The 26,363-nt window shown below is 74.8% G+C and carries 18 protein-coding genes; 15 read left to right on the forward strand and 3 right to left on the reverse strand.

Translation table 11 applies throughout. From position 1 onward, the window contains the following. The first annotated feature begins 387 nt into the window (after window positions 1–387). From IAG43_RS33445 to IAG43_RS33475, 7 genes are all read left to right on the forward strand, one after another. A complete protein-coding gene (locus IAG43_RS33445) occupies window positions 388–1,464 on the forward strand; it encodes a bifunctional DNA primase/polymerase (RefSeq protein ID WP_246574841.1) in 1,077 nt (358 codons plus the stop codon). Further along, the gene (locus IAG43_RS33450) at window positions 1,461–3,005 is read left to right on the forward strand and encodes a DNA primase family protein (RefSeq protein WP_187744895.1); all 1,545 of its coding nucleotides are present in this window, start codon (window positions 1,461–1,463) and stop codon (window positions 3,003–3,005) included. Before IAG43_RS33445 ends, IAG43_RS33450 begins: the two co-directional genes overlap by 4 nt. Before the next feature lie 133 nt (window positions 3,006–3,138). After that, the gene (locus tag IAG43_RS33455; RefSeq protein ID WP_187744896.1) at window positions 3,139–3,519 is read left to right on the forward strand and encodes a DUF6009 family protein; all 381 of its coding nucleotides are present in this window, start codon (window positions 3,139–3,141) and stop codon (window positions 3,517–3,519) included. Between the two features lie 765 nt (window positions 3,520–4,284). Beyond that, window positions 4,285–5,391, forward strand: coding sequence for a bifunctional DNA primase/polymerase (locus IAG43_RS33460; RefSeq protein WP_187744897.1), 1,107 nt, complete (start codon window positions 4,285–4,287; stop codon window positions 5,389–5,391). Continuing rightward, entirely contained in the window at window positions 5,388–6,914 is a 1,527-nt protein-coding gene (locus IAG43_RS33465) for a DNA primase family protein (RefSeq protein ID WP_187744898.1), read from the forward strand. Before IAG43_RS33460 ends, IAG43_RS33465 begins: the two co-directional genes overlap by 4 nt. Then, window positions 6,911–7,312 (forward strand): DUF6009 family protein, encoded by a 402-nt coding sequence (locus tag IAG43_RS33470; RefSeq protein WP_187744899.1) that lies wholly within the window; start codon window positions 6,911–6,913, stop codon window positions 7,310–7,312. Before IAG43_RS33465 ends, IAG43_RS33470 begins: the two co-directional genes overlap by 4 nt. A gap of 575 nt (window positions 7,313–7,887) precedes the next feature. Further along, the gene (locus IAG43_RS33475; protein ID WP_343075709.1) at window positions 7,888–9,426 is read left to right on the forward strand and encodes an FAD-dependent monooxygenase; all 1,539 of its coding nucleotides are present in this window, start codon (window positions 7,888–7,890) and stop codon (window positions 9,424–9,426) included. Between the two features lies 1 nt (window position 9,427). Here IAG43_RS33475 and IAG43_RS33480 read toward each other — a convergent pair whose 3' ends face one another. After that, window positions 9,428–10,105: a ScbR family autoregulator-binding transcription factor gene (locus IAG43_RS33480; protein WP_187744901.1), complete on the reverse strand. Its 678-nt coding sequence runs from the start codon at window positions 10,103–10,105 to the stop codon at window positions 9,428–9,430. 240 nt (window positions 10,106–10,345) lie between these two features. Then, window positions 10,346–11,332, reverse strand: a complete 987-nt coding sequence (locus IAG43_RS33485; RefSeq protein WP_187744902.1) for a ScbA/BarX family gamma-butyrolactone biosynthesis protein — start codon at window positions 11,330–11,332, stop codon at window positions 10,346–10,348. A gap of 842 nt (window positions 11,333–12,174) precedes the next feature. Here IAG43_RS33485 and IAG43_RS33490 point away from each other — a divergent pair. The 8 genes from IAG43_RS33490 to IAG43_RS33525 all read left to right on the forward strand — a co-directional run bounded on the left by IAG43_RS33490 (window position 12,175) and on the right by IAG43_RS33525 (window position 23,061). Further along, window positions 12,175–12,798, forward strand: coding sequence for a ScbR family autoregulator-binding transcription factor (locus IAG43_RS33490; RefSeq protein WP_187744903.1), 624 nt, complete (start codon window positions 12,175–12,177; stop codon window positions 12,796–12,798). A gap of 416 nt (window positions 12,799–13,214) precedes the next feature. Then, window positions 13,215–14,066 (forward strand): AfsR/SARP family transcriptional regulator, encoded by an 852-nt coding sequence (locus tag IAG43_RS33495; RefSeq protein WP_187744904.1) that lies wholly within the window; start codon window positions 13,215–13,217, stop codon window positions 14,064–14,066. 168 nt (window positions 14,067–14,234) lie between these two features. Further along, window positions 14,235–14,939 carry an acyl carrier protein gene (locus IAG43_RS33500; protein WP_187744905.1) on the forward strand — a complete coding sequence of 235 codons (705 nt, stop codon included), beginning with the start codon at window positions 14,235–14,237 and terminating at the stop codon, window positions 14,937–14,939. 187 nt (window positions 14,940–15,126) lie between these two features. Then, complete coding sequence (locus IAG43_RS33505; protein WP_187744906.1) at window positions 15,127–15,948, forward strand: 4'-phosphopantetheinyl transferase family protein; 822 nt, start codon at window positions 15,127–15,129, stop codon at window positions 15,946–15,948. Between the two features lie 341 nt (window positions 15,949–16,289). Continuing rightward, window positions 16,290–17,237, forward strand: coding sequence for an aromatase/cyclase (locus tag IAG43_RS33510; protein WP_187744907.1), 948 nt, complete (start codon window positions 16,290–16,292; stop codon window positions 17,235–17,237). 410 nt (window positions 17,238–17,647) lie between these two features. After that, window positions 17,648–18,502, forward strand: coding sequence for a 4'-phosphopantetheinyl transferase family protein (locus IAG43_RS33515; protein WP_187744908.1), 855 nt, complete (start codon window positions 17,648–17,650; stop codon window positions 18,500–18,502). A 220-nt stretch (window positions 18,503–18,722) separates the two neighbouring features. Beyond that, window positions 18,723–21,980 (forward strand): condensation domain-containing protein, encoded by a 3,258-nt coding sequence (locus tag IAG43_RS33520; RefSeq protein WP_187744909.1) that lies wholly within the window; start codon window positions 18,723–18,725, stop codon window positions 21,978–21,980. A gap of 259 nt (window positions 21,981–22,239) precedes the next feature. Further along, window positions 22,240–23,061 carry an AfsR/SARP family transcriptional regulator gene (locus IAG43_RS33525; RefSeq protein WP_187744910.1) on the forward strand — a complete coding sequence of 274 codons (822 nt, stop codon included), beginning with the start codon at window positions 22,240–22,242 and terminating at the stop codon, window positions 23,059–23,061. Between the two features lie 344 nt (window positions 23,062–23,405). Here IAG43_RS33525 and IAG43_RS33530 read toward each other — a convergent pair whose 3' ends face one another. Beyond that, the gene (locus IAG43_RS33530) at window positions 23,406–26,180 is read right to left on the reverse strand and encodes a helix-turn-helix transcriptional regulator (RefSeq protein ID WP_187744911.1); all 2,775 of its coding nucleotides are present in this window, start codon (window positions 26,178–26,180) and stop codon (window positions 23,406–23,408) included. Window positions 26,181–26,363 lie beyond the last annotated feature (183 nt).

The raw sequence follows: 26,363 nt of genomic DNA on the forward strand, positions 1-26,363 counted from the left end.
GCCATACATGCTCTGACCTGCGAAAATGGGGGAGGGACCGAACAGGGACCGTTCAGTCCCCCGCCCCTGGCAGGCTTTCAGTCCCTCAGCCGCGCGGCGCGGCAGCCGTCCTGAGGGGAGGACCGCCTCGGGCCGAGCCCCCCGCCCCGCCGGCGGAGCGCCGGACCGTCCTCACCGGAGGGACCGAGGGACTGAAGGGACTCACTTTCGAATACATGCTCATGCCTCCCACGAACGTGGGAATCCGTGCGCTAGGCTCAGCCCCCTATAAGGGAAAGTCAGTCCCTTCAGTCCCTCTGTCTCGCTCCGCACCGCGCTGACCAGGCACGACGTGAGGGTCCGGCAGAGGGACCGATTCTGCAGGCACCACAGGAACGGACCGACCACGTGCAGCGCCACGCCGACACCGCGTCACCGGGAGTCGCGCAGCCGCCGCGACCCGCCGAGGTCGCGCGGTGGCTGGCGAGCCGTCAGTGGCCCGTCCACCCGCTGGCTCCGGGACGCAAGACGCCGGCCGCCAACTGCGCGGAGTGCCGCACCCGCTCCCACGACCCGTCCCGGTGCCCCTGCCACGCCCGGGGAGGCTGGTGCCACGGCTTCCACAGCGCCACCACCGACCCGGCCCGGATCGACGGCTGGTGGGGCCGGGAGCCCCGCGCGGGCGTCGGGGTCTCCTGCGGCCCCGCGGGGCTCGTCGTCCTCGACGTGGACGCCCACGCCGCACAGGTCCCCGGACGCGACCGGCTGCTGCCGGGCATCGGGATCCCCGACCAGGTCGATCTCGACGGCCTCGCCTCCGGGTTCGACACCCTCGCCCTCCTGGCCGCCTACCGCGGGCAGCAGAACCCGGCCGAAGACGAAACGACACTGCGCGTCCGCACCCCGTCCGGCGGGCTCCACATCTGGTACCTGAACCCCGAACCCGCCACCCGCTTCCGCTCGTCCACCGGTTCCAGCCCCAGGACCGCCCTCGCCTGGCAGGTGGACGTGCGCGCGCACGGCGGCTACATCGTCGCGCCCGCGACCCGCACCCCTGCGGGCGTCTACACGCCCGCAGGCGCCGTACGGGAGCCCGCCCCGCTCCCCGCCTGGCTCGCCACCGAACTGACCCGCACCGGGCACGTCATACGGCCGTCCCCGCTCCCTGCGCCCCGCCCCGCGGCAAAGACCTCACACGCCCGCTACGGGGCCGCAGAAGGGCTGCTGGAGCCCCTTCTCGAGAGCGTCCGCGAATGCGCCGCCCTCAGCGAGGGGACCGGTTTCACCGAGAAGCTCAACCGGGCCGCGTACACCGCGGGCGGACTCGTGGGAGCAGGCCACTTGAACCAGGACGAAACCCGCCGAAGGCTGTCGGAAGCCGCTCACTATGCTCGTCCCCACCAGCACCGCCGCAGTGAGTCGATCATCGACGCAGCCTTGTCCGCAGGCGCCAGCCGCCCGTTCCACCCCCGAGGACTCGCATGAGTAGCGCCGACAGCAGCCGCTTCGACGCCGCTGCCGCCGCTCAGCAGATGCTGGACATCGAGGCGGCGGCCCCCGCGTGGGTGCCGCCCCAGCTGGCACAGACCTCCGCCCCCGCGGACGAGCCCGTCCTGCTGCCGCCCATGCTCAGCGACCGCGGCAACGCCAAGCTGTTCGCCCAGCTCTACAGCGACCGGTTCCGCCACGTCGAAGGCCTCGGCTGGTACTGCTGGGACCAGTTCCGCTGGAAGCGCGTCGGAGGCGAGAAGGCCGCCCTGTGGGCTGCGGGGGACATGGCCGAGCAGATGTCGCGTTCCGACCCCAGCGGCGTCTTCAGCGACCGGGAGATCGCCCAGCACCGCCGGCGCACCATGTCCACCAGCGGCATGAAGGCCCTTCTCCACCAGGCCAAGGCCGCTCCCGCGCTGAGCCTCGACCCCGACGTCCTCGACGGCGACGCGTACTCCCTGTGCACCCCGGCGGGCGTCGTCGACCTGCGCAACGGACGGCTGCACAAGCCCGATCCGCTGCGCGACCTCCACTCGCGCGCCACCCAGGTCGCCCCGCAGGCGATGCCCACCCCGCGCTGGCACGCCTTCCTGGACGACACCTTCGGCGACGACGCCAGGGGCCAGGAGATGATCGACTTCCTGCACCTGCTCCTCGGCTACTCCATCACCGGGGACGTCGGCGCGCAGGTGCTGCCCTTCCTGTGGGGCAAGGGGGCCAACGGCAAGTCCGTCCTGCTGGACGTGATGATCCAGGTCATGGGCGACTACGCCGACGCCGCCCCGCCCGGATTCCTCATGGACAAGGGCAACTTCGCCGAGCACTCCACCGAACTCACCGAGCTCCACGGCCGCCGCATCTTCGTGTGCAGCGAACTCAAGCCCAACGACAAGTTCGACGAGGCACGCGTCAAACTGCTCACCGGCGGGGACAAGATCAAGGCCCGCAGGATGCGGCAGGACTACTTCAGCTTCACCCCCACCCACAAGCTCTGGCTCCTCGGCAACCACCAGCCCGAAGTCGGCACCGGCGGGCACGCGTTCTGGCGCCGTATCCGCCTCATCCCGTTCGAGCGCGTCGTCCCGGCCGAGCGGAAGATCGACAACCTGGCCGGCGAGCTCGTCCAGGAGGAGGGGCCCGGCATCCTGCACTGGCTCGTCCAGGGCGCCATCCGCTACCTCACCAGCCGCGACCCGCTGACCGGGCCCTCCTCGGTCCGCCTGGCCACCGCCGCCTACGAGACCACCGAGGACCACATCGGCCGCTTCGTCGGCGAGTGCTGCGTGCGCCAGGGCCCCGACACCTCGGACCTGCGCGTCGAACAGGGCCTGCTGTACGCGACGTACACCGCCTGGTGCAGTTCGGAGGGGATCCGGGCGGACACGCCCCGTGCGTTCGCCGGCCGCATCCGCCAGGAGGTGGGCCTCGCCTCCCCGGCGGAGATGCTCAAGTCCAGCGGCAAGAAGTACTACCCCGCGCTGGCGCTCCTCCCGGACGACATCCGCTCCGACACCCCCGGCGGTGGGCGCCCGTGAACCGAGGCCTTCTGCCCAGGATCCCGGCGCCGCCCTACCATGGAGGCGTCCCGGCCCTTCGCGCCCCGCTGCCCGGCACGGACGGCGGAGCCGCCGGCCCGAGCCGCCACATCACCGACAAGGAGCCGCGTCCATGAGCTCGCTGCTGCACGAAAGCCAGCTCGCACACGAAGCGAACGTGGTGTGGCTGGAGGACCTCGACGGTCTCGACTACGTCCGCCAGGCGCTCGACAAGAGCGCCCGCCGCGGCGGCAAGCCCCGCTACGCCCGTGACGGACGCATGGTCGGCTACGCGGAACTCGACAAGGACGCCGAGGCCAACCCCGACAGCGGCCTCTTCCAGCGCCGGACCTTCTTCCTCCTCCCGCACGACCGCCCCAACGAGCCCGAGGGCCTGTACAAGGAGGGCGCCCCGGGCGAGGCGGTGGACCCCCGGACGATCGAGCCGCGCCGGGTGGGGGAGAAGACACCGCGCTCGCAGGGGAAGCGCCGGAACGAGATAGTCCCCTCCTGACCGTCCCCGGCCCCCGGCAGGCCCGCGGGGCCGGGTGCCGCCCGCACACGGGGCCCGGGGAGGGGAGGGGCGCCCAGGCAGGCGTTCCGCCCCGTCACGGCGTCCCCGGGGGCTTGCTCCGGGCCTGCGGGCCACCGCGGCACGGCCCGCTCCACACGCACGCACGCACGGCCGTACCCGGAGCGCCGCGGCTCCGGCGAGGGGACGCGCACGCGGTGCCCGCAGCCGGCATCGGCGCCCCTAAACATGCCCGGTACGGCAAACCGCTCGGCAACCGCTGGAGAACCGCTCGAGTCGCTTCGGTCGCTGCGTCACCGAGGCGGCCGGAGCCGGCGACGGGGGCGCCCGCGCCCGGCCCGGGACAGCGACCGGGGCACAGCGACGGGCTTGCCGCTCAGTAGCTCTCGCCGTTTCGGCATCATCGCAGGTCAGAGCTTATGTGACACCCTGTCAGCGACCGAAGCGACTCAGCGTGCGGATATATGGAGCGGCGGAATACGCTTCTGCATGTGCCCGTGTAGGGCATATAGGGGGAAGTTGAGTCGCTTCAGTCGCTGATTGGTTGTCGGTACCGCTCTGACCTGCTGTTTTGTCAGGTCTCTGGGCAGCTACCGAAGAAAACCGGGTCGCTCGGGCAGCTCCCGCGGCGGAAGAATCGGAGCGGCGGGCTTCCGGTTGAGTTGCTTTCATATCTCCTTCAGCCACGTACGTTTCGCTAGTCTGTTTGAGTCAGTCAGTCGCTTGGGTCGCTGTTGGGGGATGCGCATGGCTTCTGAGCTGCAGTTTTTAAGCAGCGACTCAAGACTTTCCGGTGGTGGGCAGGGTGTTTCCCGGCCGTTGGCCACCGCCCGGTGGTGTGCCGCACGGGGATGGCCCGTCCATCCCCTGGCCCCCGGCCGCAAGACGCCGGCGGGCAACTGCGCCTCCTGCCGGGCGCCCGGGCACGGACACCAGGGGTGCGCCTGCCGTGCCGCGGGCCGCTGGTGCCACGGATTCCGCGCCGCCACGCTGGACTCGGCCAGGATCGAGCAGTGGTGGGGCTTCCGCCCGGACTTCGGCGTCGGGGTCGCCTGCGGCCCGGCCGGACTGGTGGTCGTCGACATCGACGCCCACGAGGCGCTGCCGCCCGGCCGCGAACGGCTGCTGCCCGGCATCCGGATCCCCGACGGCGTCGACCTGACCGGGCTCGCCACCGGGTTCCACACCATCGGTGTGCTCGCCGCTCTGCGGGGCGCCGTCAGCCCGGCCGACGACGACACGACGCTGCGCGTGCGGACGCCGTCCGGAGGCCTGCACGTCTGGTACCGCGCCCGGTCCGGGCACCGGTGGCAGTGCTCCACGGGCTCGGGCGGCGGCCGCGCGCTGGCCTGGCAGGTCGACGTACGGGCGCACGGCGGGTACATCGTCGCCCCGGGGACCGTGACCGGGGCGGGCGCCTACACGCCCGTCGGGACCGTTCGTGACGTCGCGCCGCTGCCCTCGTGGCTGGAGCGGGAGCTCGACCGGACCGGACACCTGCCGCCCGCGGCGGCCGCCGCCCCCCGGCCGGTGCCGCCGCGTGCCCGGCAGGCGGTCCTCGCCGCCGGAGGCAGCGGGGCGTCCGACCCGGTCCTCGCACGCGTGCTCGCCGAGGTCGCCGCCTGTGCGGCCGTCCCCGAGGGAGCCGCGTTCTCCGAGAAACTCAACAGGGCCGCGTACACGGCCGGCGGTCTGGTGGCGGCGGGCCTGCTCGAAGCCGGCCAGGCCGAGCGGCTGCTGCGGCAGGTGGCCGAGGAAGCCCGCCCCGGGCAGGAACGCCGCTGCGGCGCCGTCATCCGCAGCGGTCTGGGCGCGGGGCAGCGCCGCCCGCTCATCCCGAGAGGACGTGCATGACGCCCGACCGTCAGGAGGGCCTTTTCGATGCCCAGGGTGTGGCCCGGCAGATCCTTGCCCAGTCCACGGGGGAGCCCCGACCGCTGACGTTCGTACAGGAACAGGCGCCTGCCGGCGTGCCCGGTGCCGGGGGAGAGGCGACGGCCGCCGGGCTGCTGCCGGACACCCTCAGCGACCGCGGCAACGCCAAGCTGTTCGTCAAGCTCTACGCCAACGACTACCGACACGTGCCCGGCCTCGGCTGGTTCCGCTGGGACAACACCCGCTGGCAGGTGGACGAGGACGACACCGTGCTGTGGGCCGCCGGAGACCTGGCGGAATCGCTCGCGACGACCGACTCCCGCGGCGTGTTCACCGGTTCGGCGCTCCAGCAGCACCGCCGGCGGGCCCTGAGCACCAGCGGACTGAACGCCATGCTCACCCAGGCCCGGACGGCTCCCGGCATGGTGCTCAACGCGGCGCTGCTGGACGCCGATCCGTACGCCCTGTGCACCCCCGAGGGGGTCGTGGACCTGCGGACCGGCCTGATCAGGTCACCGGACCCGAACAAGGACTTCCACTCCCGTTCCACCGCGGTCGCCCCCGAACCGATGCCCACCCCGCGCTGGCACCGCTTCCTCGCCGACACCTTCGGAGAGGACCAGGAGGGTGCGGAGATGATCGACTTCCTGCACCTGCTGCTGGGCTACTCGGTGACGGGCGACGTGGGCGGCCAGGTCCTGCCCTTCCTCTTCGGCTCGGGAAGGAACGGCAAGTCCGTCCTGCTGGACGTGCTGATGAAGCTGCTCGGCGACTACGCGGACGCCGCCCCGCCCGGATTCCTGATGGCCCGTCCCTACGAGGGCCACCCCACCGACCTCGCCGAACTCCACGGCCGCCGCGTCGTGGTGTGCAGCGAGGTGAAGCCCGGGGACTGCTTCGACGAGGCCCGGGTGAAGCTTCTGACGGGCGGCGACCGGATCAAGGCCCGCCGGATGCGCCAGGACTTCTTCAGTTTCGAACCGACCCACAAGCTCTGGCTCCTGGGCAACCACCGGCCCGAAGTCGGCACCGGTGGCTTCGCGTTCTGGCGCCGGATGCGGCTGGTCCCGTTCGAGCGGGTCGTCGCCTACGACCGCAAGATCGACAATCTCGCGGACATCCTCGTCACGGAGGAGGGGCCCGGCATCCTGCACTGGCTGATCATGGGCGCCGGCCGGTACCTGAGCGGCGAGAAGGACCTCGCGGGCCCCGAGCGGGTGCGCATCGCCACCACCGCGTACGCGGAGATCGAGGACCACACGGGGCGCTTCCTCGGGGAGTCGTGCCGGATCGAGCCAGGTCTGAGAGCCGAGCAGGCACAGCTCTACGCGGCCTACAAGGACTGGTGCCAGAATGAGGGGGCTCCGCCCGTCTCCTCACGCGCCTTCGCGGCGCGGATCCGGGAGACGGTCGGGCTGGCGTCCCCGAAGGAGATGATCCTGTCCAACCAGCGCAAGTACTACCCGGGTATCGGACTGGTCGCTGACGAGGAGACAGCATGAGCGCCCTCATCGACGAGGACGAGATCGTTCACGAGGCCGAGCTGGTGTGGCTCGAGGACGTCGGCTCTCTCGACTACGTGCGCCAGAGTCTGGACAGACTGCCGACCCGCAGGGGACGGCCCGCCTACCACCGCGACGGCCGCATGATCGGATACGCGGTACTGGGGCCGGGGGCCAAGGCGTCCCGTTCCTCGGGCACCTTCCGGCGGCGGGTCTTCTGGCTGCTCCCGCACGACCGCGACACCGACCCGGACGGGCTGTACGCGACGGGTACTCCCGCCGAGGCGGTCGATCCCCGGACCCTGGAGCCGGGTGGCAAGGGGAGGAAGACGGAACGCTCCGAAGGCGGCAGACCGTCGGCGCCCGGTGCGGGCGCCATCAGGACGCTGCCGTTCTAGACCGCCCCGCACCCCGGTGCCGCGACGGAGCCCTCAAGGCCCCGTCGCGGCACCGGGATGCGGCGAGCACGCCCCGTGCGCGGGCCGACCACCCGCGTACGACGGCGCCCGCCGGGCGACTTCCCGCCCACGTCCCCGGAGCAGCGGTCCCCGCCGGATGGTGCCGGGACCTCGGAACCGATGCTTCCGAGCCGTTCTTCATGGCTGGAACCCATTGCAAAGAACCGTCCACCCGGTATTGTTTTCTCTGCGCCGGGAGCGGAAGGGGAAGAGTTCGCCGGGCGCGTACGGAGGGTGGTCCCTCCGGAGGGGGAACTGCCGCGTCGCCGGCGCGCCGTGCGCGCCGCGCCGCGGATCAGGCGGCACGGGCACCGCGAGGAACGCGCGGCGCCGTGGCCGTCAGGCGCACCACCCCGTCTTCTCCGGTTCCGTTCCACCCGTCCCGTGCGCCGACCAGCCCGTCGGCGTCCGGCCCGGCACTCCGGGCCGTCCCCGACGAAGGCGCTCCACGAAGTGCGCGGCCAGGACCGAGAAGTGACGTCGGCATGAGGGGGACAACAGCGATGACGCGTTGTGTGCAGGTTCAGGTGGTGGTCGTCGGCGGGGGACCGGTGGGCATGATGGTCGCCTCGGAACTCGCGGCGTACGGGGTGCGCACCCTGGTCGTCGAGTCCAGAACCCGTGTCTCGCGCAGACCCAAGGCGACGACGCTGCACGCCCGCACGGTGCAGTCGCTCGTCCGGCGAGGCCACCTCGGAGGGCTGGCCGCCGCCGGTCCCTGCGGCGCCCCGGCCGCCGTGGTGAGCGCGCCCTTCCATTTCGCCGGCATCCCCGGACTGGCCATCAAGGTCCCCGCCGCCGAACCCGCCCCGGTCCTCAAGTGCCCGCAGGACGAGCTGGAACGGCTCGTCGAGCGGCGCGCGCTGGCCGCCGGCGCCCGCATCCTCAGGGGCCACGAGGTCACCGGCATCCAGCAGGACCCGGACGGCGTGCGGATCACGGCCCGCGGGCCGTGGGGCGCCGGCGATCTGGTCTGCAAGGCCGACTACCTGGTCGGTGCGGACGGCGCGCGCAGCACGGTGCGCACGCAGTCGGAGTTCACCTCGTCGGCGTTCCCCGCGACCGCCTCGGCGCTGGCGGCCGACGTCAGCCTCGGCGACGGCGGGGGGCTCGGACAGGGCTGGCACCGCACGCCCCGCGGCTGGATCGTCGCCAAGCAGGTGCCGGGAGGCCGCACCCGGCTGCGGGCCCTGGACTGGTCGAACCCGCAGGACAGACGGCACCGGGAACCCACCCTGGAGGAACTGCGGGGCCGGGTCTCCTGGATCGCCGGACGGGACATCGCCATGGAGACGCCCCAGTGGCTGAGCAGATTCAGCGACTACTCCCGGCTGGTCCACTCCTACCGGTCGGGCCGCGTCCTCCTCGCGGGGGACGCCGCGCACGTGCACTTCCCCATCGGCGGCCAGGGCCTGAGCACGGGCCTGCTCGACGCCGTGAACCTGGGCTGGAAGCTGGCGCTCACCGTCCGGGGCCGTGCCGGGAAGGGCCTGCTCGACAGCTACGACCAGGAGCGGCGGCCCGCCGCCCAGCGGGTCATCGACAACACGCGCGCCCAGGTCGCCCTGATGAGACCGGACTCCGCGCTCGACCCGCTGCGCGCGCTCTTCGGCGAACTGCTGTCGGGCGGAGCGGAGAGCGGCGTGCTGAGCTCCATGATCAGCGCCCAGGACACGGTGCTGCCGGCCCGCCACGGGGGCGGCGAGGCGAGCGGAAGCTCCCCCTGGGAGGGCGGATTCCTGCCCAACGCCGCCCTGACCACGGCCCAGGGCCCCACCGATGTGATCAGCCTGCTGCGCACGGGGCGTCCGCTGCTCCTGGTCTTCGGGAACGGCGGCGGGCACGACTGGGCCGAGCAGGCCCGGGGCTGGTCGGGGGTGCTGCGCGTGGTGCACGCCGAGCGGACGGAGGCGCTTCCGTGCGAGGCGCTGCTCGTCCGCCCGGACGGGTACGTGGCCTGGTCGCCGTGCGGCGGCACCGCTCTGGCCGACGTGCTGACGACCTATTTCGGCCGTGCCGTGCCCGCGCCGTCCGCGGAGCTGTGCGGCGGCTGAGTCAGCCGACGGGTGCCACCGCGTCGTCCTCCGGCGCCGGTACGGGGGTGCGCAGCTCGGTGACGAGCCTGTCGGCGCGGGCGGTGGTGATGTCCACCGAGGCCAGCACCGAGGGGATGACCACGCTGGGGAGGAAGTGGCGCAGCATGGCGTTCACCCGGATCAGCAGGTCCTGGTAGTCGCTCATCACCTGGGACATGGCCTGGATGCCCGCGAAGGAGCCCACCAGGACGTCTGCCGTCTCGGGGGCGGAGACGTGGGGGAGGAGCTCGCCCTGGGCCTCGGCCTTGTCCAGCAGCTCCCCGATGATGTCCCCCCAGTGCGTGAAGGGGCCCCTGCGGTCCACCTCTCCCGCCTGCTGGTCCAGCGAGAGCCGGACGCCGGCCCGGACCATCGGGTCGTGCTGGAGACGGTAGGCGTGGAGCAGCACGGTGTCCGAGATCTGCTGGATCTTGGAGGCCCGGTCGGGGATGGCGAGCCACTGGTCCTGCTCGTGGAGGATGCCCTGGGCCAGCTCCTCCTTGGAGGAGAAGTGGAAGTAGAGGGCGCCCTTGGTCACCCCCGCCGCGGAGAGGATCTCGGTGATCGTGGCAGCCCGGTAGCCGCGTTCCTCGAAGACCTTGGCCGCCGCCGTGAGGATCGCTTTGCGGGTGCGGATCGCCCGTTCCTGCTTCACCATCGTGGTCTCCTCTGTGGTCCTTGAGCCCGGAGACCCAACCAAAAAAACCGTCGAGTTCGTATCTTACTCCGCGGGGTGTCCATCCCGCTGCCATGTGTTCGTGAACCGGACAACATGGCGTCACCGGGCGGGGCGGCCGGAAGGAGCGCGGTGGCACGCCCTGGGCCCCGCGAATCCCGGGAGCGGGATGTGCGGGGCCCAGGGCACGTCACCGGGACCGGGGGCCGGAGCGGGGCGGAGTCAGCCTGCGGAGGGCGGCAGGGTGACGATGGCGCGGAACACGTTCTCGCCGTCCTGCTCCCCGGTGACCAGCACGGATTCCTCGGCGCCGCGCTTCGGCAGGCGGTGCGCGTCGATGACGCAGGGCCGGTGCAGTTCGGCGTACCGGCTGAACTCGCCGGTGACCTCGGCGGGCGGCGCGGTGTGGCCGAGGGTGGCGATCGTGGCCTGCCGGGCCGCCTCCAGCAGCAGCATCCCGGGCACGTGGTCCACCGGGTGCTCGAAGAGGACGGGGTGGCGGGTGTCCGCCCGCAGCAGCCAGCGGCCCTGCCGCGCGGTGGGGGAGAGGACGACATCGGCCGGGGAGGTGCGGCCGACCTCGTGCGGGGCCACGGGCCCCGCGAGGTCCAGTGCCGGGCCCGCGCCGTCGAGCCGGGGCGCCCGCAGCCGCCGGTAGGCCGCGGGGCTTATGCAGGTCAGGGCGGCGCCGCCGTGCGCGACGACCTCCCCGTCGCGCCTCAGGACGGCCTCGTAGCGCAGTCCCACGAGTGCCCTGCCGCGCCGCTTCACGTCGTGGCAGACCACGTCGAGGTCGATGTCGGCGGGGGAGTGGCGCACGGCGAGTGATCCCGGCCAGGTGGTGACCGAGAGGTTCCACATGACGAACTGCTGGCCGAAAGGCACCTCGTACTCGGCGTGCGACAGCAGGCTTCCCACCTGGCGGATCGTTTCAGCAGCGATCAGCGGGTCGTGACAGCCGTTCACGCCGGTGAAGAACCGGTGCTGCCGGGGCCAGGTGGCGGTGAGGCCGAAGCTGTCGTCGCCTCTTCGTTCCCAGCCGGTGAGCATCACCTCGGCCGGGTTGTGGCGGTGGACGAGTTCCTTGGCGACGCCGGCGCCCCGGGGGGCGCGCTGGGCGAGAAGGGTGCCGGTGCCCCCGGCTCCGGCCTGGAGCGGAGCCTGCTCGGAGCGGGACGGGCGGTTCGCGTGAAAGGTGGGCGCGGACATGACTCCCCCGGGTTGGTGGAATGGCTGGGACTTGGTGCGACGGCCGATCCATCCCTTCGAAAGATACATACCACCCGGTTTAGTTACCAGGGTCTTCGGTGGCTCAGAGGCCCCTGGGAAGTGGAATGGTTTCCTCCGTTGCCTCTCCGCGCGGAGGCGTGCGCTCCCCGGAACGGGCGGTCGGGTTTGTTTGCCGCTGTCAGGGGACCGGACGGGAGAGGCGGCGGCCGACCGCGCGGGGAGGGGTGCCGGGGCCCGGCCGACCGCCCGCGCGGATCTCTCCAGCGATTCCTTAGCGGTTCTCCACCGGCCGGGCCGACGGTTTCCCCAGAACCCGCAGGCGAGTGCGAGCAGGGGCCGGCGCATGCCCGTCCCCCGCTCCCTGTGGGGGCGGTCGTGCCCCAGAAGGGCGGATCGGCCGCCCTGCCGTGGTGTTCGCAGACATGGGGAGAACGCCGGTCCGTGAGCGGGACCGCGGGCCGCCGCGTGCCCCGGGGGAGGCGCCGTGCGGCCGAACGGTTGCGAACGGCTGATTCCGTGCGGTGAATTTCCAGTTCACCGTATGAAACCGCACGCGCGGTTTGTTATTCTGCCCGGCGAGGGCTCGGGTCGGGACTTCCGCCGGCCTCGTTTCAGGAAGGGACCGGCATGGCGATGACCTCGGTCTGCCCGGCGCCGGACGGTGCCCGCGGCCCGCGGGCCGCGGGCACCGTCCGCGCTCCGCGCCGAGTGCACCGTCCTGCCGCCCCGCGGGCACGGCAACCCACCCCAGTGAGCAACCCAATGGGGGTGGCGCGGTCGCGAGCAACGTCGCCCGCGACCCCTCCGCCAGGAGGCAGATGATGGTGAAGCAGGAGAGAGCGGCCCGCACCAGGCGGGCGCTGGTGCGGGCCGCGGCCGAGGTGTTCGCCTCGGAGGGGTTCGCACTCGCCTCGCTCTCCGCGATCAGTCGCCGCGCAGGGGTGAGCAACGGCGCCCTGCACTTCCACTTCGAGAACAAGAAGGCGCTGGCCGACGCGGTCCGGCAGGAGGCGTCGGACTCGCTGGCCCGGGTGACCGGGCTCGCCGAGGACTCGGGCGACGCTCTCCAGGCGCTGGTCGGCGCCACGCACGGCCTGATGGGCCTCGTCGCCGACGACACCGTCGTACGGGCCGGCTTCGAGCTCTGCTCCGATCCGGCGCACGGCCGGGACGGAGCGCTGCGGCGCCAGTGGCAGACCTGGGTCGAGGCCACGCTGGCGCGGGCCGAGCGGGACGGGCTGCTGGCCGAAGGGGCCACCTCCGACCGGCTCGCGCCGGCCGTCGTGGCGGCCACGGTGGGGTTCGAGGTGCTGGGGGCCCGTGACCCGCGCTGGCTCTCGGGCGAACGGGTGGCCGGCTTCTGGGAGTTGGTCCTCCCCGGGATCGCCGTGGACGCGGCGGCGGTCGGATTCCTGCCGAAGAAGGCCGCCGGGCAGTCCGGCTGAGACGCGGCGACGGCGACGGCGGGGCGGCGAGCGGCGACGGCGACGGAGAGAGACCGGCGGCACGGTGTCCCGGCACGGCGGCACGGCGGCGGGACGGCAGGACGGCACGGCGACGGTGGTGTCCGGGCGCGCCCATCCCGCCGCCGCCCGGATCGCCGCTCGCGCTGTTTCCCCGTGTGGGGGACGGGAGTTCGGGCCCTCGGACCGGCTCGCGCGGTGGGCGAATCCCCCTCAGGGGTGACTCGTTGCGCACTGGAACCGCAGGTGAGAGCCGACAGGGGATCGGATACAAAACAGCGCGGACGGTTTTATATTGACAAACCAACCGTGCTGTTTTTTACTCGGAGTCTCCAAGCCACTCGGGCTGCGAGGGCCGGTGAATCGTTCGCCGGCGCGTGCATAGGGGGAGAGACGCCATGGACATCTCTGTACTGGGCGGACTGGTCGTCCGTGAGAACGGCGTCTCGATCACGCCGACGGCGCCGAAGCCGCGACAGGTTCTGGCCATGCTGGCGTTCCGCGCCGACCAGATCGTCTCCGTGTCGGCCCTCACCGAGGAGCTCTGGGGCAGCCGTCCGCCGCGCAGCGCCCGCGCCACCCTCCAGACCTACGTGCTCCAGCTGCGCGAGCTGATCGGCACCGCGCTGGCGCAGGACCCGGCGGACGCGCCCGCCCGCTCGGCCAAGGACGTCCTCGTCACCATGCCGGGCGGCTACCTGCTCAACACCTCCGGCGGCCGCAGCGACGTCCGCGAGTTCGAGCTGCTGGCCGGCACCGGATACCGGGCGATGGACGCCGGCGACTTCCCCGCCGCCGCCCGCCAGCTCCGCGACGCCCTCTCCCTGTGGAGCGGCGCCGCGCTCGCCGACGTGCAGACCGGCGCCCTGCTCTCCATGGAGGTGCGGCGCCTGGAGGAGACCCGGCTCTGCGCACTCGACCAGCGCATCGACGCCGACCTCCGGCTGGGGCGCCACCGCGAACTCCTCGGCGAGCTCTCCGTCCTGGTCAGCCGGTACCCCACGCACGAGACCCTGCACGGCCAGTTCATGCTCGCGCTGCACCGCTCCGGCCGGCGCACCGAGGCGCTGGAGACCTACCAGCGCCTTCGCCGGGCCCTCGTCCGCGAACTCGGACTCGAGCCCTCGGCCGCCCTGCGCAGGCTCCAGCGTTCCGTCCTGATGGCCGGCCCCGAGACCGCCGCCCAGGACACCCAGGCCACCGCCCACGGCGCGGACCGCGGCGTCCGGGTGGGCCAGGGCGCGCTGTGAGACTCCCGCCGGTCCCGCGCCACCCGGCGCCCACCACGGGCCGCCGGTCGCGACCCGCCCCGGCGGCACGGTCCCCGCGCCCCGGCCCGGCGGCCCCGGCGCCCCGGCGGCGCGTACGAAGACCCGGTCTCACCGGCCCTTTGGACAAACCCTCTTGGAGCAGCCTCCATGTCCAGTGACCTCCAGCCATCCGCACCGGCGGCACCCTCCGCGCCCCCGGCCGACCCGCTGACCGACGTCGTCGACGTGCTCGCCGGAATCCTCCTGCTCGAACCGGAGAAGATCAACGTCCGGCAGTCGTTCCGCTTCCTGGGGCTCGGCTCGCTGCAGGCCGTCGAGTTCGTGGCGGGCGTCAACGAGCGCTGCGGCACCAACGTCAAGGCGCCCGCGCTCTTCGACCACGCGACCCCCGCGGCCTTCGCCCGGCACATCGCCGGCGAACTGCACCCCGAGCGGCGGAACGCACCCCTGCCCGGACCCGCCGAGGCCGCCGGTGCGCCGGTGCCCGCCGCGTCCGTCCCGCCCCCGGCCGGACGGCGTGCCGGGAGCGAGGTCCTGCCCGTCCTGCGGGAGGAGCTCGCGCGGCTGGTGCTCCGCGACCCCTGGGAGCTGGACCCCAACGTCCCGTTCGCCAGGATGGGCCTCGACTCCCTCCTCGCCACCGAGTTCGTGGCGACCGTCAACCACATCTACGGGACCGGCGAGCGCACCTCCGTGCTCGGCACCCACCCGACCCTCGCCACCCTGGCCGCGCACATCGCCGCGCTCACGGCCGAGCCCGCGCACATGGACGCCGGCCTGCTGCTGGACGCGGTCCGGGACAAGCGGCTCACCATCGACCAGGCCCTCGCCCTGCTGCCGCGACGAGGCTGAGGCGGAACCACACCATGAACGTACGAGAGACGGACGCACGGGAGACCCGCGCTCCCGGCGGTGACCGCCTCCTCGGCTCGCGTCGACCGCGACCGACCGGGCACCGGGGCACGGGCGCCTCCGCGTGCCGCCCGCCGGCCGAGCCGGCCCGCCCGGGCCGGTCCCCGCGCCGAGGGAGGCGGAAGCGATGACGGGAAGGTTTACCGCCGTCCTGGAGCCCGCCGTGCCGGTCACCCTGTGGTTCTGCCCCAACGACCAGCTGGCGCCCGGCCTGGCCACCACACTCGCCGCGCAGTGGCTGGACGAGCAGGAGCGGGAGAGCGCCGGCCAGTTCCTCTTCGAGCGCGACCGCCGCCAGTACGTTGTCGCGCACGTCATGGTGCGGCGCGTGCTGGCGCTGGAGAGCGGCATCCCCGAGGGCGAGGCCGTCATCTGGCGCTCCTCGCGCGGGCGGCCGTTCCTCCAGAAGCCGGCCGGCGGACTGCCGCGCGGCGGACGCGAACTCGACTTCAACCTCTCGCACGCGGGGGGCCACAACCTGCTCGGCGTGGCACGCCGCCACCGCATCGGCGTGGACGTCGAGCGGCTCGACCGCAGGGAGCAGGGCCTCGACGGAGTCGTCCACGCCTTCGCCCCCGAGGAGCGCGAGTGGGTCGCCCGGGTGCCGCCCGGCCGCGCCCGGGACGTGCGCGTCCTGCGGCTGTGGACGCTGAAGGAGGCGTACTCCAAGGCGCGCGGACTGGGACTGGGGCTCTCCTTCGACAGCTTCTCCTTCGACCTCGACGAGGACCACGGCGTCCGCGGCTTCCGGCCGCCGGACGACGACGTCTCCCACCGGTGGCGGTTCGTCGAACTGGAGCCGGTGCCCGGGGTCCTGGCCGCCGTGGCCCTCATGGCGGACGAGGACGAGACGCTCGTCATCGAACTGCACCACGGCTTCCCGTGGGCCAGATCGTCCCCGAAGACGCTCACCGTCCCGCGCGCGGCCCCGCTGCGGGGAGCCGTCTGACGGCAGGCCGGCCCGGTCCCGCCGGCCGGCGCGGCTCCTCCTCCAGCGGTCCTCGACGCTCTCTCCAGTGCTCCGGCCGACGGTTCACATACCGACGAGCCGGAGGAGAACCGCCATGGTCCGCCGCCGCACCACCCCGGTACGAGGGCTCGTTCACGCCCGTGCCGCCGCCGCCCGCGGTCCCTCCGGGCGTGCCGCGACGCCGCACGCCCCGCCCTCCGGGCGGACGGAGCCGCTGTCGCCGCACGCCCCGGGCCGCCGGCGGCCCCTTCGGCAGAAGGAGCCGGGAACGGGAGCGCACACCCCCGCGCGCTGGGGACGAGCCGGAGGAGAAGGCCGCCATGGCGGGTGAGCGGGTGCACCGCATCGCGCACGAGACGGAGATCGCCGCCCCCGCCGGGGTCGTCTACGGACTGATCGCGGACGCCGCGAGCTGGCCCCTGCTCCTGCCGCCCGTCGTCCACGTCGAACTCCTGGACTTCGAGCCCCGCGAGGAGCGCATCCGCGCCTGGGCCACCGTCGGCGGCGCCGTGCTGTCCTGGATCTCGCGCCGCGTCCTCGACCCCGAGCGCCGCCGCATCGGCTTCCGGTGCGACCCCGCGCCCGCCGCGGTCGGGACGGTGCGCGGCGACTGGCAGGTGGAGGAGCGCGGCCCGCACGCCTGCCGGCTCGTGCTGCGCCACGAGTACGGCCCGCCGCCGGGCCCGCCCGGCGAGGCCGCGCGGCGTGCCCTGCACTCCGCCGGCGCGGCCGTCGTGGAGAGCCTGCGGCAGCTGGCCGAGCGGTGGACCGAACTGGACCGTCTCGTCCTCTCCTTCGAGGACGAGATCCGCGTCAAGGGCCCTCCGGAGCTGGTCCACGACGCCCTGTACCGCGTGGACGAATGGCCCGGCGAGGTGCCGCACGTGGTGCGGACCGAACTCAGCGAGGAGGAACCGGGCGTCCAGCGGGTGGCGATGGACGTGCGGGGCGCCGACGGTGTGGTCCGCCCCACCGAGTCCGTCCGGGTGTGCTTCCCGCACGCCGGGCGCCTGGTGCACAAGCAGACCCGGACGACGCCCGCGGTGGCCGCCCGCATCGGCGAGTGGCAGGTGCTGCCCGACACCAGGGGCGTCCTGGTGGTGTGCCGCCAGACCGTGCTGGTCCGCGCCGAGGAGGCCGGGGCCTTCCCCGGGGAGGCCGGCACACGCGGCCGGCTGCGCGGGCAGTTCGGCCGCGAGGCCCTGGACGTCCTCGACTTCGTCCGCCACCGGGCCGAGAACGCGGTCGCGGTGATCCACCTCTCCTGAGCCGGGGGACACCCCCCGGCACCGTGCGGGCGGGCCGTGCGGCACTTCCGCAGCACGCCCCGACGGCGGCCCCCCCGCGCTCCTCCGTCCGGCGGCCACCACCCTGCCCCCTCACCGCCCCGCTGTCACGCCCCGCGCACGCCGCCCGTCCGCGCCGGGCTCCGGGTCCGCCCCGGGGCGGGACGAGAACCGCTGGAGGACCGCCCGCGGGCCGCTCGCGGCCCGCGCCGGGCACCGCCGCCCACCTGCTGCCCGGCCGGGCGGCCACCGGCGGCCGCCCGATCCGCGCCGAGCGGACGCCGACCGTCCCTCCAGCGGCTCTCCACCGGGCCCCCAGCACGGCGGCGCAGGCTCGTCGGTGCGGGCGGGGACAGGCATCCGCTGTGAACCATCCGACCGGAAGGACACCCATGGGCGACGCCACGCGCACCTCGCCCCCCGTCCACGTACGCGGTCCCGCCGGGCCATGGCAGCCGGTCCGGACCGCGCTGGCGGCGCGGGGGAGCGCCGTCGTGCACACCACCTGGGGCGAATGGTTCCCGACCGCCCTCACCGACCCCGCGCTCCGTCTCCTGCTGGGCCGCGACTGGCAGCGCTACCGGCACACGGCCGACCCCGCCACCCGCCACCGCTTCGCCGCCTCCCGGCTCGTCGCCAAGTACGCGGCGGCCGCCGTGCTGGACCTCCTCCCGGCGGAGCTGGACCTCGCGTACGAGCTCGGCGGACGGCCCTACCTGCGCGGACTCGACCTCGACGTCAGCCTCAGCCACAGCGACGAGCTGATCGCGGTCGGCGTCAGCAGGGTCGGCCGGATCGGGGTCGACACCGAACCGGCCGGCCGCAGGCTCGACTTCGGCCTGCTGAGCGGCCACATCTGCGCACCCGGCGAACTCCGTTCCCTGCTGCGGCTGCCCCCCGGGGACCGCGAACGCGCACTGCTGAGGCTCTGGACGCTGAAGGAGGCGTACAGCAAGGCGCTCGGCCAGGGACTGCGGCTCGACTTCAGCGGGTTCTCCCTCGACGGCGGCGGCACCGGCCTGCTCGCCCCCGGTGACACGGCGGCCCTGCCCGGCGCCTGGGCCTTCACCACCCACCGCGTCCTCGGCAGCCATCTGCTGAGCGTCGCCCGCCACGACACCCCCGCGAAAGACGCCACGCGGCGCCCGGCGCGGGCCGCCCGCGCCCCCGTCCGCGTGCCCGCCCGGACCGCCGCGCCCGTACCCGTACACGGCCGCGTCCCGGGCGGCGGGCGGTGCTCCCGCTGAGAGCCGCCCGGGGCGTGCTTCAGGGCCACTGGAGAAAACGGGCATGTCGCGCGTGTGCCGCTAGCCTGCTGAGCACGCTGCGGACGCCGGGTGGGACCGGACCCGCACGGAGCCGTCCAGGACCATGTCGCAAAGCCGCGACGCAGGTGACCGCCATGACGACCGTCATGTGCGGCGTCTCGCTGTGTGAAAGGGGGGAGGGGCCACGCCCCGGATGCCGATGACCTCCAAGAACGCCACGTCCGAACGCGCCACCTCCGAACGGCCCGCCACCGTCACGACCGTCGTGGTCGACCCCGGCGAGCCTCCCGTCCTGGAGGTCCGCGGCCCGCTGACCGAGGGCCGGGTCGCCGCCGCGCTCGACCACGCCGCCGCCCGCGCCCTCGGTACCCGCTCCTGGCGCCACCGCCTCCAGCAGCTCGGCCCCGACCACCACCTGCTGCACGTGGAGCCCGTCACCGGTGCCGCCGGCGGCCCGGCGCCCGGCGCCTTCCCCGCGGGGATCGTCGCCGACCTGCTCACCGCCCGCGACCGGCAGCCCGTCCCGCTCGGCCCCGCCCAGCTCGACCTGGCCCGGGGCGGGGAAGCGGCCGCCCCCGCCTCCCATCCGTCCAGGACCCTCGACGCGCCCGAGCCGTTCGACCCCGCCGCCGTGGAGGCGGCCCTGCGCAACCTGGCGCGGGCCCACCCGCTCCTCGCCGCCCGCGTCGACACCGAGGCCGGCAGCGGCATCCACGCCGCCCCGCTCGCCGCCGACACGGTCTGCACGGTGGCCGACGGCGTGCCGCCCGGCCGTGAGCGCGCGGCCATAGCGGAGGCGGGCCGCCACCTGCGCCCCTCCGCCCGCCGCTCCCTCCACGCGGTGCTGCTGCGCGGGCGCCGCAGGCTCGTGCTGCTCGCCCACGAACTCGTCGCCGACCAGACGTCGCTGGAGATCCTCCTCGCCGACCTCCGGGCCGCCCTCGAGCGACCGGAGCGCGAACTCGGCCCCGAGGCCGTGCGCTACCCGGAATGGGTCGCCGCGCTGCCCGCGATCGCCGCCGACCCCCGCGAGTGCGACCACTGGCGCGAGGTCGCCGAAGGGCGTGCCGCCGCCGCCTCCTTCCGCTCCCGCGGCCCGCTGCCGCAGACCGCACCCGAGCACCACCCCGGCTTCGCCCTGGGGCGCGCGGCCACCGCACAGCTCACCGGTCCCGTGGCCCGGCGCTTCGGACTCCGCCCCGCCCAGCTCCTCACCGGCGCCCTGGGCCTCGCCCTCATCCGCTGGCGCGGCACCCGCGCCGCCTCCTTCGACGTGTGCACCGACGGGCGCCAGGGCACCCCCGCGCTGGCACGCACCGTGGGGCCGTTCGCCGAGACCGAGCCCGTCCTCCTCGACGGCGAACCCGGGCAGCACGCACGCGAGTTCACCGAGCAGGCCGCGCGGAGCCTGCGCGCCGTCGGCCGGGCCGCCTTCGGCGCCTGCCGCGAGTACGCCGCGGACCCGGCGCTCCGCCTCGTGCTGCGTGAACTCGTCCCCGTCCTCGTCCGCTTCACCCCCGACACCGACGTCCGCCCCGCCCCGCGGCCGGCCCGCACCGCCTGGCCGTACGCGATCGACGCCGCCGCACGGATGCGGCAGGGGCGCCTCCAGATCCGGTTCGACTGGCTGCACTCCGACCACGACGGCATCACCCGCGAAACGGTCGACGCCCTCGCCGCCTCGGTGCGCGCGGTCCTGGACGAACTGGCGGCCGTCCCGGGCGAGCACGCCGGGCAACCGCCCGTCGCCGCCAGCCCCCTGCAGCGCGAACTCCTCGCCGACGCGGACGCCCACCCCGGTACCGGCCGCCAGATCGAACAGCTCACCTGGATCTGGCACGGCCCGCTGGACGCGGCCCGCTTCGCCGACGCCTGGCAGTCCGTCTTCGACCGGGAGGCCGTGCTCCGCGCCTCCTTCGACCACGGCCGCGACCCGGTCATCACCGTCCACGACCGGGTGGTGCCCGAAGTGGCGCGCACGGCCGACCCCGGGGCCGCCTGGCCCGAGGTGCTCGCGGCCGACCAGCGCCGGGGCATCGACCCGCGCTGCCCGGGACCGCTGCGCCTGACCCTCTTCGACGGTCCGCCCGGCGACGGAGCCCCCGCCACCCGCGTGCTGCTCACCTACCACCAGGCGCTGCTGGACACCTGGAGCGTGCGCCTGCTGCTCGCCGGGTTCTACCGCGCCTACCTGGCCGAGGGAGACCTGCCCGGCGGCGACCGCCGCCCCGACGTGCGCGACCACGCCCGCTGGCTCGCCGCCCAGGACCTCACCCCCGCGCGGGAGTTCTGGCTGCGAGCCGCGCCCGCGCCGGACGCCGCCGGCTCGATGGCGGCCTACGTCACCGCACCGCTGCTCACCGAGGCGACCGGCACCGGGCGCGCCCGGGTGCGGCTGGCCTCCTCCGAAGCGGCCCGGCTCGCCGCCTGGGCCGGGCGCTGGGGGGCCACCGAGAGCGGCGCGCTCCAGGCGGCGTGGGCGATGCTCCTCTACCGGGCCGCCGGGGCCGACGGGCCGCTGCCGGTCCGGTTCAGCGTCGCCGCATCGGGCAGGGGCATCCCGCTCGACGGCGTGGAGCGCCTGCCGGGCGCGCTGCGCAACCCGCTGCCCGTCTCGGTCGACATCGACCCGGACAGCACCGTCCCCGGACTCCTGGCCGCCCTGCGCGACCAGGCCATCGACCTCGCCTCGTACGAATGGGTCTCGGCCGGCCAGATCCACGGCTGGACCGCCGACCCGGACCCGCCGGGGCGCCGCGCCGGAGCCGGGCCCGGCGGGGACAGCCTGCTCGTCTTCGAGAGCAGCCTCGACCCCCTGGAGCGGCTGGAGCCCGCCTTCGCCGCCCACGGCATCCGCATGGAGTTCGCCGAGCCGGTGGGCGCCGCGAACGCCTTCCCGGTCACCCTCGTCGCGTACCACGACGACGCGGGCGGCCTGGTGCTCTCGGTCAGCCACGACCGGTCCCGGCTCGCGGACGCCACCGGGCTCCTCGCCCACTGCGCCGGCCTGCTGCGCGAACTGCCGTACGCGGCGGACGACTCGACCACCGTCTCCGAGGTGCTCGACGCGCTGCCGCCCGTCCCCTCCTGGCCCGCCCTGGTGACCCTGCGCCCCGGCACCGGCGGCACCGTCTGCCTGGTGCCCTCGCCGGGAGTCCCCCGCACCTGGTACACCCGCGTCTCCCGCCTCTACCCCGGCCCGGAGTCGGTGATCCTGCTGCGGCTCGCGCTCGACGGCCCCGTGAGCCGCTACGCCGTCCTGCGCCGGCTCGCCCAGTCGGGGCAGCGGCTGGTCCTCGGCGCGTTCTCCGGCGGCGGGGCGGACGCCTACGAGACGGCCCGGCTGCTCGCGGCGGACGGCGTCCGCCCGCCGCTGGTCGTCCTGGCGGCCGACACCGGCACCGACGAGGCGGCCCTCGACCTGGCCCGGCTGCTGGACGAGGCGGTCCGGCGCTGACACCGCCGGCCGCGCCCCCGCGCCGTCCGGCGCCGGGGGCCCCGGCCGCGTCTCCAGCGGTCCGCGAACGGTTCGCCACCGCTTCTCCCGCACCCCTGGACCGGCCCTCGTGCGGCCCTGGCCCGCAGGGCGGACAGCCCATGGAAGAGCGCTGGAGGGCAGCTCAAGGCATCCCATGATCCGGCAGGTACCCGGCTAGCGTGCGCTTCCGGCAACAGTTCGGAATTCATGAGGAACTCGACGAGGTGCGGAGGGGAACATGAGGATTCAGGTTCTGGGTCCGTTGGGCGCCGAGGTCAACGGGGGCTCGATCGTTCCGACGGCGGGCAAGCCGCGGCAGATCCTGGCACTGCTCGCGCTCTACCCGGGGCGCGTGGTGCCGGTGCAGACGCTCCTGGAGGAGCTGTGGGGCACCCAGCCCCCGCAGAGCGCGCTGACCACCCTGCAGACCTACATCCTCCAGCTGCGGCGGCGGCTGGGCACGGCGATGGGGCCGGGGGCCCCGACAGGGGCGAAGGACGTCCTCGCCACCCGCCACGGCGGCTATCTGCTCCAGATCCCGGAGCAGAGCGTCGACGTGCACGAGTACGAGCGGTCGGTGACCGAGGGGCGCACGGCGTTCGAGGCGGGCGAGACCGGGACGGCCGCGGCGTGCTACCGCAGGGCGCTCGACCTCTGGGACGGGCGCGCGCTGGTCGACGTACGGCTCGGCCCGATCCTGGAGATCGAGGTCATGCGCCTGGAGGAGAGCAGACTCGGGGCCGTGGAGCGGCGGATCGACGCCGACCTCCAGCTCGGCCGCCACTGCGAACTCCTGGCCGAACTGGCCGATCTGACGGCCCGCCACCCCCATCACGAGGGTCTGCACTCGCAGGCCATGGTGGCGCTGTACCGGGCGGGACGGCAGGGCGCCGCCCTGGAGTCCTACCGGCGGCTGCGGCTCCGGCTCGTCGAGGAGCTCGGGGTCGAGCCCTCGCCGCAGCTCCAGCGGCTCCACCAGGCCATGCTCACCGTGGACCCGCTGCTCGACGTCGCCGCGGGGCCGCGGAGGACGTCCACCTTCGATCTGTTCGCGGCCTGAGACCGCCCGGCGCACGCCCTCGCGCCGGGCGCGGGCCGCCGGCCGCGGACCCTCGCACCGCCCGGTGCGTGCGGTGCGCACCCGGCGGACAGCCGGTCCGGGTCCTGTGCACCCGGCGGACCACGGGTCCGGTCCTGCGTTCCCGGCGGACCACGGGTCCGGTCCTGCGTTCCCGGCGGACCGCCGTCCGCGTACCGGGGGAGACCGGCCACCGGCACGCCGCAGGGGAGACCGGCACGGTTGCTCCCCGTTCCGCCGCTCCGGTCCCGGCACGGGCCGTCCCGGCACCGGTCGTCCCGGCACCGGTCGTCCCGCTTCCCGCGCCCCCGGGCCCGGGACTCGGCTCAGACCGACTGCAGCCGCGGGAGCGGGAGCAGTTCGGGCAGCGCGCGGCGGCCGGAGACACCGAGCTTGCGGTAGACCCGGGTCAGATGCTGCTCCACGGTGCTGACCGTGATGAAGAGCTGCTCGCTGATGTCCCGGTTGCTGAAGCCCCGGGCGGCCAGCAGCGCGACACGGCCCTCGGCGTCGCTGAGCACGGAACCCTCGACGCCGCCCGGCCCGCCGGCCGGCTGCACGGCGGTGTGCGCGGCCCCCGGGACCGCCGGGTCCGTCAGCGCCTTCGCACGGCACACCTTCGCCTCGTGCGCCGCACGCCAGGAGATGGCGCGGGCGGCCTCCGTCTCGCCCAGGTCCCGCAGCGCCACGCTCAGGTCGCCGAGGGAGCGGGCCAGTTCCAACCGGTCGCCGGCCGTCTCCAGCAGGTCGGCGGAGGAACGCAGCAGTCCCGGACGCTGCCCGGGATCGGCGGTGGCGGCGAGCACCCGCAGAGCGATGCCCCGGGTGCGCCCGGACGCGCCGCGGTTGCGGTCGAGCTGCGCGGTGGCCAGGTCACGGGCGAGCACGGTGCGGCCCAGCCGCAGGCCCGCCTCCGCGAGACCGGTGCGCCAGTCGGCCAGCTCCGCCACGTCCAGTTCCGCCTCCCGGGCCAGATCGGCGCAGTCCTGGAAGTCCTTCGCCGCCGCGAGCGTCCGCCCGGCCGCGAGGTGGTGCCGTCCGCGTGCGCAGCGGAGCCCGAGGCTCCAGGCGGACACGGGCTGCGCCTCGCAGGGCAGTCGCCGCAGCGCCTCCTCGGCCGCTCCGGTGTCCCCGAGCGCGGTGGCCGCGGACACCAGGGTGGCGAGGGGATAGGCGTACAGCACGCCCCAGCTCTGCGGCGCGAGCCTGCCGAGGCACGAGCGGGCGTGCCCGCTCGCCGCGCCCAGCTCGCCCCGGCGCAGGGCGAAGTCGGCGCGGACGGCGCCGAGCACCGCCTGCCAGGTGGTCCAGGAACCCCGTGCGGCCTGTTCGTCCAGCGTGTCGAGCCACGCGGTGGCGAGGTCCGGGCGGTCGCCGCGCTGGAGGGAGAAGAGTGCGGCCAGGGCCACTTCCAGGAGCGTCTCCCCCGGACGGCAGCTCTCCAGGAGGTGTTCGGCGCCCGCGACGGCGCTCCGGCCGCCCACCGCCGACGCGCTGTCGCCGACGCCGTCGACGGCCCGGCTCCAGAGGTCCTCCGCGGCCGTGCGGCCGCTTCTGCCGTCGAGCGGTGCCGCGCCGGTCCCGCGGAGCACCGCTGTCCCGTAGAACCAGCGGTGGGCCAGGCGCAGTTCGGCCTCCGTCCGCGGGTCGCGCCGGTCCTCCGGCAGCCCGGCGCGGGCGCGCAGCGCCTGGCGGGCGGTGTCCCGGTCGCCGCGCCACAGGGCCTGCTTCAGCGGGCCGCTCGCGTGGTGCGGCGGCAGTTCCCCGCCGGCCAGGGCGGTGCGGTCCTCGGCGTGGCAGCGGTCGGCCGCCGCCGGGTCGGTCTGCCAGAGGGTCCGGGCCAGCCGGCGCCGGAGCGCGGCGCGGCCGCGCGGGTCGGTGCCCAGCCGTACCGCCAGGTCCAGGCAGTCGGCGGCGAAGGGGAGTTCGCCGCGTCCGGCGGCCTGGGCGGCGGCGGCCCCGAGGGCCGCGGCGTCCTGCGCGTCGCCGGTTCCCGCGGCGACCAGGTGCCGGGCCACGGACACCGGGTCGGCGCCCCGGTCCTGGAGCGCGGCGGCCGCGGCGCCGTGCAGGCGGGCCGCCTCCGCACCGCTCAGGGTGGTCCGCACGGCGTCGCGGAGAGCGGGACCGCGCAGGCGCGGGCCCTCGGCGACACCGGCGGCGGTGAGGGTGCCGAGCGTCCGGCGGACCGCCGCCGCGGGCAGCCCGGTCACCTCCGCGAGGAGCGGCACGGTGGCCGCGGTGTCCAGGACGGCCAGACCCTGCGCGGTGGTCAGCAGGTGGCCGTCGTCCCAGCGGGTCATGCAGCCCAGCGCGGCCCGCACAAAGGCCGGGCCGGTGAGCGGGGGGCCGTCCGCCGCGGCGGGCCGGCCGTCGCCGAGGGCCCGGTGGTCCTCGGCGACGGCACGGACGAGCAGCGGGTTGCCGCCGGTCGCCCGGTGGACGGCCGGTGCGTGCTCGCGGGCGTGTTCCGCCGTGGTGGCCGCCGCGAGCAGGGCGGCGACCTCGGCGGGGCGGAGCGGGGCGAGGCGCAGGTCCTCGTGCGGCTGCCGGGTCAGGTCGGTGAGGACCGGGTCGGTGGCCGGCTGCTCCCGGTCCCAGCGGGTCAGGACGGCCATCACGGGCGCCGATCCGATGCGCCGCGCCAGGTGGGCGAGCAAGCGGGCGGAGAGGCCGTCGCAGAAGTGCGCGTCGTCCACCAGCAGCACCACGGGCCGCTGCCGGGCCAGATCGAGCACCTGGGCCCCGAGCGCGCGCAGCAGGAGGGTCTCCTCCCCGCCCGGGAGGGTTCCCTCCGCGGCCGCGGAGGGTGCGGCCTCCGCGAGGAGCAGGGCGGTGCGGTCGGCGGTCTCCCGGGGAACCCGCGGGCCGCGCAGGAGCTGGTCGGCGATCCCGGCGGGGCAGTCGCGTTCGGCGGCAGAGCCGGAGGCGGTCAGGCAGAGCGCGCCGGCGGCCCGCGCGTGCGAGGCGAAGCTGTGGACCAGGTGGGTCTTGCCGGCCGCCAGGCCCCCGGTCACCAGGGTCAGCTGCCCGGTTCCGGCCGCGCAGGCGGTCAGCTGTCCGCCGAGTACGTCCAGTGCCTCGCCGTAGTCCCGTTCCACGAATCCCCCTGCGTGCCGGAAGGGCGCGCCCGCCCGGTCCCGGGCGCCGCCGCGTCCCAGGCTCGGCGGACCCCCTACAGGTGCGGTGGAGCGGTACCGGAGCCGTAGGGGGTGGGGGGCGGGGCGGTGTGCGCCGACCGGCGGGGCGTCGGGCGGGCTGGTCCGCGCGGGTCCCGGGGGAGG

Origin of the sequence: Streptomyces genisteinicus, assembly GCF_014489615.1 — a bacterium.
GTDB classification, from domain to species: Bacteria; Actinomycetota; Actinomycetes; order Streptomycetales; family Streptomycetaceae; genus Streptomyces; species Streptomyces genisteinicus.